The organism is Paenibacillus sp. 276b (assembly GCF_900107875.1).
Classification (GTDB): Bacteria; Bacillota; Bacilli; order Paenibacillales; family Paenibacillaceae; genus Paenibacillus; species Paenibacillus marchantiae.
The window spans coordinates 72120-86788 of the sequence record NZ_FNRR01000009.1 but is presented as its reverse complement, the minus strand read 5'-3'; the positions used below and the strand labels follow the sequence as shown (position 1 = coordinate 86788).

The following is a 14669-nucleotide window of genomic DNA, read 5'->3' as shown; positions in this document are numbered from 1 at the left end:
TCTTTTTTTAAGGCATAAAGCGGCACACTAACATACGCCGTTTTATGCCTTTTTCTGTTTTTAAGGCTGGAATGATCTTCCCTTGGGCTGGTTACCCTATAAACGCTATTACTGGAAGGGAGAACAACTATGGAATTTATTTTGGTACTCGCACTCATTCTTATTTTCACCAAGTTGGCTGGAGATTTGTCGGTAAGACTCGGTCAACCATCGGTATTGGGCAAATTGATCGTCGGTGTTATTCTTGGACCTGCCCTGCTCGGCTGGGTTCAGCCGGATGATTTCATCCACTATATGTCCGAAATTGGGGTATTACTGCTCATGTTCATTGCTGGACTCGAAACGGATCTGGAGCAATTGAAGAAAAATTGGAAGGCAGCCTTTGCGGTTGCCGTGGGTGGTATCATTCTACCATTCATCGGAGGTTATGGAGCTGCCGCTGCGTTCGGCATGTCGCAGACACACGCTTTGTTCTTTGGACTTCTGTTCTGTGCCACTTCGGTCAGCATTTCGGTTCAAACGTTAAAAGACATGAATCAGCTCAGCTCTCGTGAGGGTACAACGATTCTTGGAGCCGCTGTCGTCGATGATGTACTGGTTGTTGTCATCCTCGCTGTCATGATGAGTTTGCTCGGAACAGGGGCAACCGATACTTCAATCCCTCTGCTCATTGGCAAAAAGCTGTTATTCTTTGTTGTCATTATCGCTGCCAGCTGGTTCCTTGTTCCACGGATCATGAAGTGGATGGCACCGCTGAAGGTCACGGAGACCGTTATTACAGCCGGACTAATCATCTGTTTTGGCTTTTCGTACTTTGCGGAATGGATGGGTGTTGCAGGCATTATCGGGGCTTTTGCGGCAGGTATCGCCATCTCTCAAACGAACTTCAAACATGAGGTCGAAACGAAACTTGAACCGATCGCGTACGGGATTTTTGTTCCGGTATTCTTTGTAAGCATCGGTTTGAACGTGACTTTTGACGGCGTGGGTTCACAGATCTGGTTCATTATCGTCATCAGTCTCATCGCCATTGTAACCAAGCTGCTGGGCGGAGGAGCAGGTGCGCGTCTGACCGGATTTGATCGCTCGTCCTCCCTCGCCATCGGTGCAGGCATGATTTCCCGAGGGGAAGTTGCTCTCATTATTGCTTCCACTGGACTTGCTTCCGGATTACTCGACCCTGAGTACTTCACCAGTGTAGTCATCATGGTTATCGTTACAACCCTGGTTACGCCACCTTTACTCAAAATCACCTTTGCACGCAAAAAAGGGGAGCCACAGGTTGAAAAAGGCATTGAGGAATCCCATTTGAATGGGTGAAGCCAAATTTATTATCAGCTCACCGTGCATATTGCGGTGGGCTTTTCATTTTTCAAGGGATTTTATTAAATACAAACAAAAAAAGACCACTCCATTAACAAGAGGTCTTTATCCTCGCCAGTTCATAACAGGCTGTCCCATTTTAAGTTAACACACCTACATAAAAGCCGATCGATATAAACACAACACACCATATAAATGCCCCAATGCTGGAGAAAAGGACGTATCGTCCTATAGCCATACGGCTGATCCCGGAGAAGCAGCACATCAGATGACGAATGCCTGGAATGAAGTAGCCCAGTATGATGGACCAGTACCCGTATTTCAAAAACCAGGACTCCACCCTGCCCAGCCGTTTGGCGTTGACTCCGACCCATTTACCATACTTCTCAACCAGTGGCCGCCCGGCCTTCTTACCAATCGTGTAACTCAGAAGTCCTCCAGTAAACGCTCCACCAAAACTGACAACGATGGACACCGAATAATTCAGCACCGAGATGGAGGCGAGATAACCGACAAAGGTCATCATCACCTCATCCGGAATAGGCATGCCAATCACGCCAAGAGCCAGCAGTCCGTAAATTGCGAAATAACCATATTGACCAATAAATTCTCTTGCAAATTCCATACTGACTCGCTCCTTATTTCGGTTCCACAATATCCTTCTCATGGGGGGCTAGCACTTGTTTTAGAGACGGGAATCGGATTTGGCTAACCATTAGACCGGATAATACGATAATGACAAGATAGGCTACACCATGAGTAAAATAAGGACTCCAGAGCGCGAAAAAGGACATAAGACCGCCTGCAAACGTAATCGGCATGCCCACAAAACCATGGCTTGCTGTCTTCTGGCAATTGTAACGGGCAAGACGCAATGCACCACAAACCGGGAATAATGCTGTCAGCGCCATACCCAGTGTACTTACCTCATTCATGGAGTTCAAATATAGGATCAACACAGGTGCGGTCCCGAACGAAACAACATCAGCCAATGAATCCAGCGCTTTGCCGAATTCCCCCTCGCAATGCAGCTTGCGGGCTGCAAACCCATCGAACAGATCAAAGAACATGGCTACCCAGATCATCGTCACGGCCAGCGCAAACTCACCATGAATAGCCATAATGACAGCTAGCATGCCTGAAGTTAAGTTGCCCAACGTTAGAATGGACGGTAAAGATTTCATAGACTTGACTCCCCTTCGTACTAAGCATTAGGAAAAATAATATAAAAACGGACTCCGTCCGGCGTGTTCTCCACGCCATAACTGCATCCATGCAAATCGAGAATCTGCTTCGCGATGGCCAGGCCGAGCCCGGTCCCCCCCATTTTGCGATTACGCGAGCGTTCCACGCGGTAGAATCTTTCCCAGATGTACTGCCGCTCCGCTTCCGAAATCTGCTCACCCTGATTCTCGATGGAGATTCGAACCTGCCCTTCCGGCCTGCTGATCTCAATCATAATATCGGTCTTAGGAACGGCATGACGTATAGCATTCATCATCATATTGTAGAAGACTTGCTCCAACTTGCTGCGGTCTCCCTCAACGGTCTGCTCTGTGGTGGAGACCAGTACAACCTCCAGTTCCTTTTCCTTCAGTTGTGGACCCAGACGTCCGGCAATATCTTCAATCATATCTCCAAGAGCCACTGCATCGGTGTTCAGCTTAATCGCTTGGGATTCCAACCGTACCAGATCCAGCATCTCTTCGACCATCGTTTCCATTTTGACCGCTTCATCGGCAATGATCTCGATGTAACGCTCACGTTTGCTCTCACTGACTCCATCTTTCAACCCTTCGGAGTACCCTTTGATAATGCTGATAGGCGTTTTGAGCTCATGGGATGCATCGGCAAAAAACTCCCGTTGACGCTGTTCAATCCGCTGCTTCATCTCCATATCGGTACGCATCTGACTGTTCGCCTGCCTTAGTTCTTCCAAAGTCTGACCCAATGTCGTCGACAGCGCGTTGAGACTGTTGGACAGACTGCCAATCTCGTCATTGCGGCGGATGGGCGATTTCACTGTGAAATCAAGGGTGGACATCTTTTTGGCAACATGGTTCAGGGCAAGCAATGGCTTGGTGACAATTCGGGACAGAAGCAGTGAAAGGAAAACAATCAGCACAAATGCAGCAATACCAAAATACGCATAAAATAGTTGTGTAGCTTCACTCGCCTCCCTCATCTCCTGCAGGGACGTCAGGGAAAAAATGAGCTGTTGCTGGGGTCCCGAGCTGTGCACCGGAGCAATCGTAAGCACATTTCGTACACCACTCCAGCTATCGGTCCATTCCTCATTAATCATTTTTCCGTTGGCGAGACTAAGCTGATCTTCCGTAGACAGCGGGAAGCGGCTATCCAGCGCCTGCACGAGCAGACCCTGTCTCTGGCTCCATGTCCCCAGGTTGGGAAGAACAACGTCCTTCAATGTTCCTGACCATTCTTCTACCGGCTCTGTTAACTCCTGAAAATCTTCCGTTCCACTGACCACGGAGCTCTGATCCTTTATCCTGAGTGGATAAACCATAGGATCATTCATTCCACTTGCTGAGCCTGTAACGGTCAATTGCTGACCATATTTCAAGTGTGAAGCAAGCCATCCTGCGTTCTCGCTGTTGATAAACAACGACAGCGATATATTTACCTGCTTGCCATCCTCTTGCAGAAGCACGATGTGGAATGGGTCATTGACCAGCTTACCTGTATTCGTCAGGATGACTAGATGCGACTGATTCTGCCGCATGAATTTCCCGGTTTCCTTGGCCAGCTGCACATCGTTCCAATGTCCAGTGGAATATTGTTGTTCGAATTTCGTCAATTTCTTCTTAATGCTGCTGATCTTCTGATGCTGGTAAAAGTCCGGGAACCAGACGAGTTGGGCGATCACCGTTGTTCCATATAGAAGAAGCAGAAACCCGGCCATGACCAGAAACAGTTTCATCGTTACACCGTTACGTCTCATGCCTCGGCCTCGAATCGATAACCCGTACCGATAACGGTTCGGATACACTTGGCTTCATCCCCAAGTTTGCTGCGAAGCTTTTTGATATGGGTATCCACCACACGCGAATCGCCCTCAAAATCATATCCCCATACCCGATTAAGTATGGCATCACGGGACAGTACAATTCCCTGATTGCGAGTTAAATACAGCAGCAGGTCATATTCTTTGGGAGCAAGCTCCACTTCGATTCCATCCTTCTCAAGCCGCCGCGCCCAGGGATCAATTGTCGCACATCCAAACCGGATCACACTCTGCTCCTTGCTAACGGCACCCTCTACTCGCTTCATTAATGTCTCTGCACGTGCCACCAGTACACGAGGACTGAATGGCTTCGTAACATAATCATCCACGCCGAGCTGGAAGCCATGAATCTTGTCATCATCTTCGGATCGGGCAGTCAGCATTATAATAGGTACGGTCGACTGGGAACGAATATGCCCACAGAGGGTCCATCCATCCATTTCCGGCATCAGCACATCTAGAATGACTAGATCGACTTCATGCAGTGCCAGCAATTCCAGCGCCTCTACCCCATGTTCTGCTTCAATAACGTTCCATTGTTCTTTTATGAAATAATCGGCCACAATCTCACGAATGCGGCTTTCGTCTTCCACCAGAAGCACTGTTCTGACCATGGCCGACTCTCCTTTTAGCATTCTGTTGTTAACATAACGATTCCGTGTGTCGTCCGTGTGTCCAGCCATGTTCTGGAATGAACTCCATCTTATATACGATTAATATATACCATAAGTTACTAAATCCCATACGTTTTTGCACAAAAAAGAAGCCGTCAACGAGCAAACCCCTGCTCATTGACAGCTACTTCCGGCTGAGACCACGTTTTTTCTCCGCGATTACACACTACATGTGCGCACCGCTTAGCGTTGATTCTCCAGTCGGTGTGCTACATGCAACGTTGGGCCAACAAAGCGGTTCAGCGGGAATCCGCCAGCAATCGCTTTGGTCACGAAGGCTTTACCTTCACGAACAGCCTCTTTCACAGTAAGACCGCGCGCCAAACCTGCGGTAATTGCCGCAGATGTGGTGCAGCCTGCACCATGTGTATATCCGGAGCCAACAACATCGGCTTCAAACCATTCGTAGTTCGTTCCGTCATAGAGAAGATCCATTGCTTTACCCGGGTTAATAACGCCTCTGTCCTTGATCAGGACATGTTTCGCCCCATGATCGTGAATGACAGCTGCTGCAGCTTCCATCTGCTCCTTGGAGCGGATCAGTCCACTTTTCGCGAGCTGCGATGCTTCAAACAGATTCGGGGTAACCAGATCAGCACCCGGCAACAGGAATTCGATCATTGCTTCTGTATTCTCAGGTTGCAGCACTTCGTCCGTACCTTTGCAGACCATTACCGGATCGATAACGATCTGTGGCAGTCCGCTCCGGCGGATGTGCTTCGCAACCAATTCAATGATGTCTACAGAACCCAGCATGCCCGTCTTCATTGCATCAAAGCCGATGCCATCCAGAACGGTGCGCAGTTGAGCTTCGACTACATTTAATTCCACAGGAAAGACCTGGTGATCCCACGTATCAGGCTCCATAGCCACAACAGTAGTCAGCACAGTCATGCCATACACACCAAGCTCCTGAAAAGTTTTCAAATCTGCTTGAATCCCAGCACCGCCGCTCGTATCCGAACCAGCGATTGTTAATGTTTTTGGAATCGTCATGGTAGTTGCATTCTCCTTCGTCCTTCAGTTGACATTATCCTATCCCTTGTACGAGCAGATGTCAATGGCATGTGAAGCCATACGGAGTATGGTTTCCAAAGGAATCAGTTCACATCTTTTGTCTCCAGACGAATCATGGACAGCGAAGCAATCCACAGTCCGATCGCCCCCAGTGTTAATGGAATGAAGACGATAGAGTTAATTGACACAGAAGGTCCATTAAATCCGGAACACACCACAAGTACAAGCAGAATGGATGATACCAGTGTGGTCGTGACCGAATGTTTGCGCATTCCGAAGAATAGAGGGATCAGAGCCATGGCCGCAGCGGACAAGGAACTAATCGTGTACTTCAGCAGCAGTACCAGTGCATCACTCATCGTCAACGTGTCGGGAATGAAGGAGTAGAATTGGTTTGTGATAACCAGCAAGGCTCCCATCAGCAGATCGGTAAACAAAATCATCATAAAGGTAAAAATAAAGATGATAATCAACTTGGCAGCAATGATTTTCTGGCGCTTGATCGGATAGGTAAACATGACGTTCATCGTTTTATTTCGATACTCACTAATAATCAGTTTCGCTATCAGCGCACCGCCCAAGATGATAAATACGGCTCTGGCGAACGTATCTATTAACATGAAGGAGACATGGTAATCAGCAAAAGTATAATCTTCTGCCCCTTGGTCGGTGAATCCTATCATGATGAGAAACAGGATAAGGACGAGATTGGCGATTCCTGCCGTTCTGAAATTTCGAGCAAACCGATGTTTGCGCAGTTCCAGCTGGATCAGTTTAAGCAACGTCCCCATCCCCTTTCATTAAGCTCATGAAGTGTTCTTCCAATGAATGAGCACGTTTGAAAATGGATTCAATCTCAACGCCATGCCCGATCAGCTTGCCTGTCAATTCCGATGGAGCAATGCCCGGATCATAGATACGTACGGTATGGTCATCGATCATTTTATAATTTTTCAACCCTAGCTGATGTTCCATCACATAGGTCGCTTTACGTGGGTCCAACGTTTGCAGCTCAATGTACTCGCTGTGGCTCCCACGAATGCTGTCCATGGATACTTCTTCAACCAGCCGCCCATTTCGAATGACCCCAACGGTGTCTGCAACCTGCTCGATTTCCCCAAGAATATGGCTGGAGATCAGCAAGGTAATACGATACTGGGAGCTGAGACGTTTGAACAAATCGCGCATCTCCTTGATGCCTACGGGATCGAGCCCGTTAATCGGTTCATCCAGAATGAGAAGTTCCGGTGTTGTGATCAGCGCACGAGCGATGCCCAGTCTCTGCTTCATCCCCAGGGAAAAGTCACGAACAGGCTTCTTGCCTGTGTCCTTGAGACCTACACTTTCCATCATGTCGTTAATGACCTTTTTGTTATGAAACCCCATGTATTCACAATGGAGATCCAGATTTTCCTTGGCCGACAGATTATCGTAGAAAAAAGGATATTCAATGATGCTGCCCATTCGTTTCAGCAATTCATAAGAAGTAGGCGTGAGCTTTTCTCCAAACAATTCAATCTCGCCTACAGTCGGCTTCACGAGGTTGGTGAGCATCTTCATCATCGTCGTTTTCCCCGCACCATTCGGACCAAGAAACCCGTAAATCTCCCCTTGCTTGATACTCATATTGACGTTCGATACAACCTCTGCCCCTGCATACGTCTTAGTCACACCTATGGTCCGCGCAATATAGGTCATGTTCTTTATTCTCCTTTACGTTCGTCCCTGACGAGTTCTTATATCTGTATTGTAAAGAGAAAAGTCTTCTTTTTTATTAATCAAATCTTACAAAAACCTTAAGCTTATCGTGAAAGGTATAAATTGCGCCTAACAAGGTTTCAAAGAAACCGAAAATACAGTTCGTACAAAAGGTACGCTATGCAACTCAATACTTCCACCCATCCGCTCCACCAGCCGCTTCGTAATGGTCAGACCCAGACCACTTCCCTGATAGAGACGATTACGGGAATCCTCCAGCGTATACATACGTTCAAATACACGGCTGTGCTCCTGTTCAGGAATGCCCTTGCCTCGATCCCAGATGCTAAGTGTTACTTGTTCGCCTATTGAATACTCCAGTGAAAGGCCAAGCACCTTGCCATCTGCTCCATATTTCATGGCATTGGTGATCAGATTATCCAGCACACGGTCCAGTGCTTCCTCATTACCTTTCACGAAGACATCGCTTTCCGGAATGGACAGCTCCACTTGCAGACCTAGATTCGTTAACATGTCATAAAAAGAGATCATCTTCAAGCGACACAATTCGCTTACATTGACCCTAGTCAGAGCAAGCTCGTTATCCCCCGACTCCAGCTTCGCCAGGTCAAAAAAGGAATGAATCAGACGCAGCACCTCCTGCGCTTTATCCTGGATTTTGGCTGTCATGATTACGCGTTCCTGATCGGTTAGGGAAGTGCTATGCAGCAGCGTTTCACTATAACCAAGCACAACCGTAAGCGGCGTCTTCAGATCATGTGAGATATTGGAGAACATGTTGCGCATCTCCTTCTCCTGATTGGCATAACCCGCCTCAGCCCGATGTGCATGATCCAGTAACTGATTCATGTCCTTAAGGAGCTGGCTTATCTGGAGGTCACTGTTAAAGACGAGCAGGCGTTCAAATGTGTTCTTATCTATAATAGAGGTCAATTTCTCATGTATGTAAGTTAGATGGGTACTGCGTTTATGCAGCCTTACGCTCAACAAAATGACGACAAGAGCCAAGATCCCGGTAGAAAAAGCCAAGATCAACGTCATGCCGGGTCCACCTCCAGCTTATAACCGATCCCCCACAATGTTTTGATATACTGGGGGTTGGAGGGGTCAACTTCCAGCTTCTCGCGCAGACGGCGCATATGAACATTAATGATATTTTCGTCGCCATAATAATGATCATTCCAGACAGAAGCGTAGATTTGAGCCTTGGTAAATACTTTGCCAGGGTGGGTGATAAACATTTTGAGAATCCCAAATTCCTTGGAAGTAAGCTTTACAGGTATGCCATCACGCTCGACCTCATACGTTTCCGTATCGACCACAAGTCCGCCAATGTGAATGCGCTGTACCTTCGGAGCGACCACAGTTGCAGGCTGTGCGGTATAGTTGGCACGACGAATAGCCGCCTTGATCCGAGCTGTCAGCTCGATCAGCGAGAATGGTTTGCTCAAGTAATCATCAGCGCCGAATCCCAGGCCGAGGGCTTTGTCCACCTCTCCGTCCTTAGCAGACAGGATGAGCACTGGCACCAGACTGGTGGCACGGATGGTCTGGAGCACTTCCATCCCATTTTTGTGTGGCAGCATCAGATCGAGAATGACCAAGTCATAGCCTGACGGTGATTGGCTGAATTGACGTTCCGCCTCCAGTCCGTCATATGCATAAGAGACGTCATAGCCCTCTTTTTCCAAATAAGGACCGACCATTTCACTAATTGAGCGATCATCTTCAACAAGCAGCAAGCGATAACTTGACACGAGATTCCCTCCAACTTGAACGTTTTCCTTTATTACCTCACAGTTTGCATCAATTGGCAATGAAATACGAAAAACCCGGCAGGTTCGCCACTTCATGTTTCAAAGTGAACCTCCTGCCAGGTCTCATTTACAACCTTATACCGTCTCGCTTCGTATCCAGCACAGTCCAATCGTGCCCGCACCTGCATGAATTCCGACCACAGGGATAAAAGGCATAATTTCCGTCTTCAAGCGGGGAAGCAAATCTGCAATCTGCTGTTTGATTGTAACGGCTTCTTCCTGATTGTTCGCATGCATGATACATACATGCTTCACTTTCCCCATATCCACCTTGAGCACATCCAGCATGCGCTGTTTGGCCCGTTTGAACGTACGAATTTTCTCATTCACAACCACTTTGCCCTCTTCGAATCGAAGCAGCAGATGAATTTTCAACAATTGGCTAAGAATAAGCTGGGTCCCCGACACACGCCCACTGCGGTGTAGATGCTGAAGACTGGCCGGAATGAGGTAAAAGGACATGTTATTAATCATCTGTTCGATGTGAAGTTTGATTTCGGATGCTGTCTGGCCTTGCTTCTGCCATTCCAATCCTTGCAAAATCATCTCCCGCAGCGGATAAGCCCCTGCTCTGGAATCAATGGCGGTAACCGTCACACCTGCGATTTCGGCAGCCTGCATCGATGTGTGCAGCGTACCGCTAAGCGCAGTGGAGCAATGAATGGTAATGATCTCATCGTACTTACCTTTCAACGACTCATACAGTTCTATAAATTCACCAATCGGCGGCTGTGAGCTGCTTGCGCGTGAAGCCCCATCCAGTTTCTCATAGAATAATTCCGACGAGATGTCTTCTGTCTCCCGATAACATTCCTCTCCAAAAACGATCCGAAGAGGTACGATGTACACATGATTCTGCTCAGCAAATAGCGGATCGAGTGTGCTCGTACTGTCCGTGACCCATGCAATTTTACTCATTCCAACCTTCTCTCTTGCCGGATTGTTGAAGCTGTATCCTCAATCGTCAGGCACATGCCCGGCGGATTATTTAAAATTTGAATAGTTCATATTGTAAACGTTTGCGTCTTTGCCCCCCAATTATAAAGGAACGGACAAACCACTGTCTTGTGGCGCATTGTTGAACAGCCTCATTTCTTCCGGTATATGCCAAAAAAATGTCTTGCCTGTGAAGGAATATATTGGTATGCTGTTGTCCTTCTCTCTTTTTCGCCTTGACTGAAGTGAACGGAACCGCCGTTCAACCAACTTATCGGAGGTGTCACATGCTTTATTTCACTCTGGCTTCCAAAGCCTACTCCCGGAACCTGCAATACCGCGGGGCCCACATGGTACATAACCTGGCAAGCGCCATGTTCGGTTACATGTATGCCTGTCTCTGGATTGGCATCGGGGCCGATCATTCTCTCGGAGAGTACGGGACACAGGGGATGATCAGTTACATTGCGTTTACGCAATCCTCTCTCTGGATCTCGGGTTTTCTCACCAATGGACTTGGTATTCCACTCACGGTCAGGACAGGGCAGATCGCGCTTGATCTCATGAGGCCGGTTCATCTGTTCACCCACCTGATGGCACGTGAATGGGGGCAGATTGCCTACCAGTTCGTGTACAAAAGCATTCCAATTTACCTACTCTTCTCCATCGTATTTTCTCTGCAATGGCCCTCAGAAGCTTCAACCCTGTTATTTGCCGCAATTGGTCTTGCCGGCGCATCCTATTTATCCATCTGTATGAATTACATTATTGGCGCCACCGCGATGTGGACTACGGAGTCCTCCTGGCTGCATTGGGGCAATCACGCCATGATGAATCTGCTTGCTGGTTTCTTCATTCCGCTGGAATGGCTGCCAGACTGGCTTGAACGAATTGCCTGGTTATCTCCCTATCCTTTCCTGCTCTATGTCCCGACCCGAATCTATCTGGGTTATGAAAATGGCTCCTTGTTATGGGGAACCTTGATTTGGTGCGTCCTCATGACATTCGTCTGTCTGGCGATCACCCAGGTATTGCGCCGTAAAGTGGAGGTGCAGGGCGGATGAAAACAACTTCCTGGCTCACTTTATATAAAATGCTCATTCGAACAAGCATCCGCAGTCGGATGCAATACAAGTTCAATTTTGTCATGGCCTCCGTTCTGGCCGCATTGATTCAAATCTCCGAGTTTCTGATGGTTGCTCTGGTGCTGCACAAATTCGGAGCCATTAAAGGCTGGTCCCTTCATGAAATTGGTTACCTCTTCGCGATCATGACCCTATCCAAGACACTGTATCGAACGTTTGGCAACGAAGTGCATCATCTGGAAAAGTATCTGGTCGGCGGCGAACTCGATCAACTGTTAACCCGTCCGATGCCCGTGTTGCTGGCCTTACTGCCACAAAATTTCCGGATCATGGCTGGTGAAGTGTTACAAGGCGGTTTTATTCTCTGTTGGTCTCTGGCAGGCATGATGCATAGCGGACAGATCAGCTGGACTGTCATCCCCTTCTCACTGCTCGTCATCTTGACCGGTGCCATCATTCTTTTTTCGATTGGGCTTGCCACGGCAACGCTTGGATTCTGGACCACACGCATTGAGGAATTGCAGACGATCACCGAGGATGCGGCGCGTACGGCTGCCCAATATCCGCTGACGTTGTATCCCAAATGGATGTCTGGCATTCTGCTGACCGTAATCCCGGTGGGTTTCGTTAACTATGTTCCGTCACTTTATTTGCTTCGCGGCGAACTAGGTGCGTGGGTTCTTGGTGCCATTATTGTTGTAGCCTTCCTGAGTCTGGCCGCAAGTCTGCGTTTCTGGAAATTCGGTTTAACCAAATATCAAAGTACAGGTAGCTAAGGAGGAGAATATCGTCATGACTATGATTACAGCGCGGCATCTGCAAAAGGAATTCAAAACCCCTGTGGTTCGCGAGGGCCGGTTCTCCGGGCTTCGCACCTTGTTTTCACGTGAGTATCTGTCCAAGGAAGCGGTTCGAGACATTAGCTTTGATATTGGCAAAGGAGAATTTGTTGGATATATCGGCCCCAATGGGGCTGGCAAATCCACCACGATCAAAATGCTGACGGGCATCCTTCATCCGACCTCGGGTGAGGTGTTGCTCGGTGGTATGAATCCACACCAGGAAAGACGCCGCACGGTTGGACGTCTCGGTGTTGTGTTCGGACAGCGCAGCCAGCTCTGGTGGGACCTGCCCGTGAAGGATTCGTATGATATTCTGGCCGAGATGTACGGAGTTCGTGCGGAGGACAAAACGAAACGATTGGCCCAGTTCGCCGAGCTGCTGGATCTGGAATCGTTCTGGGCTACGCCTGTCCGCAAGCTCTCGCTTGGACAGCGAATGCGTGCCGACCTGGCAGCTTCCATGCTGCATGACCCGGAATTGCTTTTTCTCGATGAGCCGACGATTGGACTGGATGTGAACGCAAAGCGGAACATACGTCAATTTCTTCGTACGTTAAATGAAGAGTTTGGCAAAACGATTTTGCTGACCACTCATGACATGGACGACATTGAGCAGCTATGCAGTCGGGTGATGGTGATCAATCACGGTCAACTTACGTATGACGGTTCCATCCCCTCTCTGCGGGACACCATCGGTCTGCCAACGATTATTCGAGTTACGTATCGCGGTTCGTATCATATCCCGGATGTTATATCATCCGCCATTCAGATCACAGGGGCAGAGGGCCAGATCGTCAATGTCGAGGTAAATCGAAAAAAGTGGAGCACAATGGACATTCTGAAACAGCTCGAACAATGGGGCGAGATTGAGGATGTCGAGATGAAAGAACCGGATTTCGAGGATATTATTCATCGAGTGTACTGACTGGCCTATTTTATTCAGAACTGGATGAAGGCCTGTTCAAATGCCGTTACATACGGGAAGGACATAACGTACTGTAATAGCGGAGGTGAAGTGTCATGCTTGTTACCAAACACACACTTGCTGCATCCAGTGCACACGCCACTCCCTATTACCTCGTTCGAGGCACGAAGCCAGGACCCGTTATCATGATTACATCGGGAGTTCACGGAAATGAAACCGCGAGCATGGCCGCTGCGCAGAAGCTGGCTAATGACTGCATGGCAGGGCGTCGACACGTGGCTCGTGGACTCCTCATTATTATTCCACGAGTAAATCAAAAGGCTTATCGAAACAAAAGCCGAGGAAAACCTGATTTAAATCGCACCTTCCCGCGGCATATTTCTGGCAAAGCCAAACATCCGCTTGCTTCCGCTGTCTTTCGGCTTGCTCGTCAATATGGACCTACCTGGTGGCTGGACCTGCATGAAGCCAATGGATTATCCCAACGCAGCTCACGGGTACTAGGACAAACTCTGATTACCAATCCGGGCAGCAAGGCTGTTCCGTTATGCAAACGAATTATAGGGCGAATGAATCGGTCGATTCCCATTCGTGACAGGCACTTCAATCTGAAGCAACACGAGTTGCCCGGTTCAGCACGAACAGCCGCAGCTCGCCTGCTTCAAGCCCGCTCGGTTACCGTGGAGACCTGCTGGAGTCTGAACCGATCAGACCGGATCAAATACCAGACAGAAATTGTGCACCATTTCCTGCGCGAAGCAGGCCTGTTTTGAATTGCTTGAATCGTTATGCAGAGCCGGAAACATAAAAGACACCTTCAAAGATATCTCTCACGCCAAACGCGTCAGGGATGATCTATGAAGGTGTTTATTGATTAAAGGGTTATCTTATGAATTGCCTTCTTCCTTGTTGATCCGGAAAGATTCAATGTAATTGTGAATATCATGCTCTGGCGTCAGGAGCAACCCGGCAAGAAGTGTCTGCATCTGCTGCAGGTTATCGATATGCGACTGAATCTCTTCAATTCGGTCACGTACAAGTGTTTTAAGTGCTTCACTCTCCATGTCCTCTTGACTAAGCAGCTGTAACGTATCCTGTATTTCTTTTAAAGAATAACCCAGCGATTGAGCATCCTTAATGAATTTGACCTTAACCAGATAATCCTCGGTATACACACGATATCCGTTGGACGAACGACGGGGAGCAGGCAGAATTCCACTGTCCTCGTAATACCGGAGCGTTGCCATGCTCACACCCGTACGTTTGGCTAACTCTCCTCTTGTCATGGTTTTCATGCTACTCCTCC

At 48.3% G+C, this 14669-nt stretch carries 16 protein-coding genes; 5 read left to right on the top strand and 11 right to left on the bottom strand.

Annotation, left to right across the window (positions count from 1 at the left end):
• The first annotated feature begins 129 nt into the window (after window positions 1-129).
• Entirely contained in the window at window positions 130-1320 is a 1191-nt protein-coding gene (locus BLV50_RS28660; protein ID WP_063566541.1) for a cation:proton antiporter, read from the top strand.
• Between the two features lie 142 nt (window positions 1321-1462).
• On the opposite strand, the gene BLV50_RS28655 is transcribed toward BLV50_RS28660, so the two are convergent.
• The 10 genes from BLV50_RS28655 to BLV50_RS28610 all read right to left on the bottom strand — a co-directional run bounded on the left by BLV50_RS28655 (window position 1463) and on the right by BLV50_RS28610 (window position 10493).
• Window positions 1463-1948: a DedA family protein gene (locus tag BLV50_RS28655; RefSeq protein ID WP_063566540.1), complete on the bottom strand. Its 486-nt coding sequence runs from the start codon at window positions 1946-1948 to the stop codon at window positions 1463-1465.
• A gap of 13 nt (window positions 1949-1961) precedes the next feature.
• Window positions 1962-2507 (bottom strand): CDP-diacylglycerol--serine O-phosphatidyltransferase, encoded by a 546-nt coding sequence (gene pssA / locus BLV50_RS28650; protein WP_064640629.1) that lies wholly within the window; start codon window positions 2505-2507, stop codon window positions 1962-1964.
• Window positions 2508-2527: 20 nt separating this feature from the next.
• Window positions 2528-4333 carry a sensor histidine kinase gene (locus BLV50_RS28645; protein ID WP_143038168.1) on the bottom strand — a complete coding sequence of 602 codons (1806 nt, stop codon included), beginning with the start codon at window positions 4331-4333 and terminating at the stop codon, window positions 2528-2530.
• Window positions 4282-4962, bottom strand: coding sequence for a response regulator transcription factor (locus BLV50_RS28640; protein ID WP_064640631.1), 681 nt, complete (start codon window positions 4960-4962; stop codon window positions 4282-4284). The genes BLV50_RS28645 and BLV50_RS28640 overlap by 52 nt, the downstream gene beginning before the upstream one ends.
• Window positions 4963-5205: 243 nt before the next feature.
• A complete protein-coding gene (gene thiD, locus BLV50_RS28635) occupies window positions 5206-6018 on the bottom strand; it encodes a bifunctional hydroxymethylpyrimidine kinase/phosphomethylpyrimidine kinase (RefSeq protein WP_063567104.1) in 813 nt (270 codons plus the stop codon).
• Window positions 6019-6122: 104 nt separating this feature from the next.
• On the bottom strand, window positions 6123-6821 hold the full coding sequence (locus tag BLV50_RS28630) for an ABC transporter permease (protein WP_063567103.1): 699 nt from the start codon (window positions 6819-6821) through the stop codon (window positions 6123-6125).
• A complete protein-coding gene (locus tag BLV50_RS28625; protein WP_079697120.1) occupies window positions 6814-7737 on the bottom strand; it encodes an ABC transporter ATP-binding protein in 924 nt (307 codons plus the stop codon). Before BLV50_RS28625 ends, BLV50_RS28630 begins: the two co-directional genes overlap by 8 nt.
• A 129-nt stretch (window positions 7738-7866) precedes the next feature.
• Window positions 7867-8799, bottom strand: a complete 933-nt coding sequence (locus BLV50_RS28620) for a sensor histidine kinase (protein WP_090811339.1) — start codon at window positions 8797-8799, stop codon at window positions 7867-7869.
• Window positions 8796-9515, bottom strand: a complete 720-nt coding sequence (locus tag BLV50_RS28615) for a response regulator transcription factor (protein ID WP_305367661.1) — start codon at window positions 9513-9515, stop codon at window positions 8796-8798. Before BLV50_RS28615 ends, BLV50_RS28620 begins: the two co-directional genes overlap by 4 nt.
• A gap of 135 nt (window positions 9516-9650) precedes the next feature.
• Window positions 9651-10493 carry a DegV family protein gene (locus BLV50_RS28610; RefSeq protein ID WP_064640635.1) on the bottom strand — a complete coding sequence of 281 codons (843 nt, stop codon included), beginning with the start codon at window positions 10491-10493 and terminating at the stop codon, window positions 9651-9653.
• A 305-nt stretch (window positions 10494-10798) separates the two neighbouring features.
• On the opposite strand from BLV50_RS28610, the gene BLV50_RS28605 reads away from it, so the two are divergent.
• The 4 genes from BLV50_RS28605 (at window position 10799) to BLV50_RS28590 (ending at window position 14136) form a co-directional block, all read left to right on the top strand.
• Window positions 10799-11575 (top strand): ABC transporter permease, encoded by a 777-nt coding sequence (locus BLV50_RS28605; protein WP_024631448.1) that lies wholly within the window; start codon window positions 10799-10801, stop codon window positions 11573-11575.
• On the top strand, window positions 11572-12372 hold the full coding sequence (locus BLV50_RS28600) for an ABC transporter permease (protein WP_079697123.1): 801 nt from the start codon (window positions 11572-11574) through the stop codon (window positions 12370-12372). The genes BLV50_RS28605 and BLV50_RS28600 overlap by 4 nt, the downstream gene beginning before the upstream one ends.
• A gap of 22 nt (window positions 12373-12394) precedes the next feature.
• Entirely contained in the window at window positions 12395-13363 is a 969-nt protein-coding gene (locus tag BLV50_RS28595) for an ABC transporter ATP-binding protein (RefSeq protein ID WP_090811426.1), read from the top strand.
• A 95-nt stretch (window positions 13364-13458) separates the two neighbouring features.
• Window positions 13459-14136: a M14 family metallopeptidase gene (locus BLV50_RS28590; RefSeq protein WP_090811335.1), complete on the top strand. Its 678-nt coding sequence runs from the start codon at window positions 13459-13461 to the stop codon at window positions 14134-14136.
• Between the two features lie 114 nt (window positions 14137-14250).
• Here the strand turns inward: BLV50_RS28590 and BLV50_RS28585 are convergent, their stop codons facing one another.
• Window positions 14251-14658: a MerR family transcriptional regulator gene (locus BLV50_RS28585; protein WP_090811333.1), complete on the bottom strand. Its 408-nt coding sequence runs from the start codon at window positions 14656-14658 to the stop codon at window positions 14251-14253.
• Between the last annotated feature and the right edge of the window lie 11 nt (window positions 14659-14669).

What these genes read in the sequence shown, in the direction of transcription:
- BLV50_RS28620 (WP_090811339.1), bottom strand. Translation starts at nt 8,799, where the DNA reads ATGACGTTGATCTTGGCTTTTTCTACCGGGATCTTGGCTCTTGTCGTC.
- BLV50_RS28605 (WP_024631448.1), top strand. Translation starts at nt 10,799, where the DNA reads ATGCTTTATTTCACTCTGGCTTCCAAAGCCTACTCCCGGAACCTGCAA.
- BLV50_RS28655 (WP_063566540.1), bottom strand. Translation starts at nt 1,948, where the DNA reads ATGGAATTTGCAAGAGAATTTATTGGTCAATATGGTTATTTCGCAATT.
- BLV50_RS28625 (WP_079697120.1), bottom strand. Translation starts at nt 7,737, where the DNA reads ATGACCTATATTGCGCGGACCATAGGTGTGACTAAGACGTATGCAGGG.
- BLV50_RS28595 (WP_090811426.1), top strand. Translation starts at nt 12,395, where the DNA reads ATGATTACAGCGCGGCATCTGCAAAAGGAATTCAAAACCCCTGTGGTT.
- BLV50_RS28610 (WP_064640635.1), bottom strand. Translation starts at nt 10,493, where the DNA reads ATGAGTAAAATTGCATGGGTCACGGACAGTACGAGCACACTCGATCCG.
- BLV50_RS28600 (WP_079697123.1), top strand. Translation starts at nt 11,572, where the DNA reads ATGAAAACAACTTCCTGGCTCACTTTATATAAAATGCTCATTCGAACA.
- pssA (WP_064640629.1), bottom strand. Translation starts at nt 2,507, where the DNA reads ATGAAATCTTTACCGTCCATTCTAACGTTGGGCAACTTAACTTCAGGC.
- BLV50_RS28585 (WP_090811333.1), bottom strand. Translation starts at nt 14,658, where the DNA reads ATGAAAACCATGACAAGAGGAGAGTTAGCCAAACGTACGGGTGTGAGC.
- BLV50_RS28660 (WP_063566541.1), top strand. Translation starts at nt 130, where the DNA reads ATGGAATTTATTTTGGTACTCGCACTCATTCTTATTTTCACCAAGTTG.
- thiD (WP_063567104.1), bottom strand. Translation starts at nt 6,018, where the DNA reads ATGACGATTCCAAAAACATTAACAATCGCTGGTTCGGATACGAGCGGC.
- BLV50_RS28640 (WP_064640631.1), bottom strand. Translation starts at nt 4,962, where the DNA reads ATGGTCAGAACAGTGCTTCTGGTGGAAGACGAAAGCCGCATTCGTGAG.
- BLV50_RS28590 (WP_090811335.1), top strand. Translation starts at nt 13,459, where the DNA reads ATGCTTGTTACCAAACACACACTTGCTGCATCCAGTGCACACGCCACT.